This window comes from Paracoccus marcusii, assembly GCF_006151785.1.
Lineage (GTDB): Bacteria > Pseudomonadota > Alphaproteobacteria > Rhodobacterales > Rhodobacteraceae > Paracoccus > Paracoccus marcusii.
Window position 1 is genome coordinate 1 of sequence record NZ_VDDD01000231.1, and the last position, 1,095, is coordinate 1,095.

The 1,095-nt window shown below is 73.6% G+C and carries 2 protein-coding genes; one reads left to right on the plus strand and one right to left on the minus strand.

The genetic code is table 11. The features are described 5' to 3' along the window. On the plus strand, nucleotides 1–701 hold a 701-nt coding region (locus FHD68_RS19250; RefSeq protein WP_425277558.1), incomplete at its 5' end, for an ATP-binding protein. 2 nt (nucleotides 702–703) lie between these two features. Here FHD68_RS19250 and FHD68_RS19255 read toward each other — a convergent pair. Continuing rightward, nucleotides 704–1,095: aspartate/glutamate racemase family protein (locus FHD68_RS19255; RefSeq protein WP_244297978.1), on the minus strand; the 392-nt coding region annotated here is incomplete at its 5' end.

The window sequence follows — 1,095 nt, forward strand, 5'->3', positions numbered from 1 at the left end:
CCGCCCGGCTGTGCGCCACCCTGTCGGATGCGGCCCCCGACCTGACCACCGCCCAGGCCGCGCTGTCGCGTGCCACCAGCGCCGCCGAACAGGCCCGGCGCGACGCGGAGACGATGGAGCGCGACCTTGCCGCGCTGAACACCCGCATCGCGCTGTTGGCCGAGGAGGGGATCGAGGAAACGCTGGACGAACTGTCCGGCCAGCGCGCCGAGGCCCAGGCCCGCGCCGACCGTTACGCCGCCGAGATGGCCGCCCTGACGCGCTTGCGCGACACGCTGGAGCAGGCGCGCACGCGCCAGCGCGATGCCTATTTCAAGCCGGTGGTGCGCGAGCTGCAGCCGCTGTTGTCGATCCTGCATCCCGGCGCGGCGCTGCAGATCGACGACCAGACCCTGCTGCCCCATGCGCTGACCCGTGACGGACAGGCCGAACCGCTGGACATCCTGTCGGGCGGCACGCGCGAACAGGTGGCGATCCTGACGCGGCTGGCCTTTGCGCGCCTGTTCGCGCAGGCCGGGCGGTCGGTCCCGGTGATCCTGGACGATGCGCTGGTCCACACCGATGACGACCGGATCGAGGCGATGTTCACCGCCCTGCACCGCGTCGCCACCGATCAGCAGGTGCTGGTCCTGACCTGCCGCCAGCGGGCGTTCCAGTCCCTGGGCGGCACCCGCGCACATGTCCGGATCGAGGACCTGTAACCTCAGCGGGCCAGCAGCCGGGCCATCGCGCGCGCGGCCTCGGGTACGGGCTGGATCAGCGGCACGGGGGACAGGGGCGCCAGCCGGACCGCCGCTTGCGCCAATGGGCCGCCACCGATGATCACCGCCTCGGCACCGGCTGCCGCGGCCCGCATCACCGCGTCCAGCAGGGCGTGATCCAGCGCGTCGGGAACGCGCATCACGTCGGGGCTGTCGGTCAGGTGACACCCCAGATAGCGGCCGGGCTGCCCCCGCATCAGCGCGTCGATCCGGTCCCGCAGGGCAGGGGTGGTGGTCGCGACCGCAAAGGCGCGCCCCCCTTGCGCCGCCGCCCGCGCGGCTGCGGCCCCGATGCCGATCACCGGCACCGCAAGGCGGGCTGCCAGCCGATCCG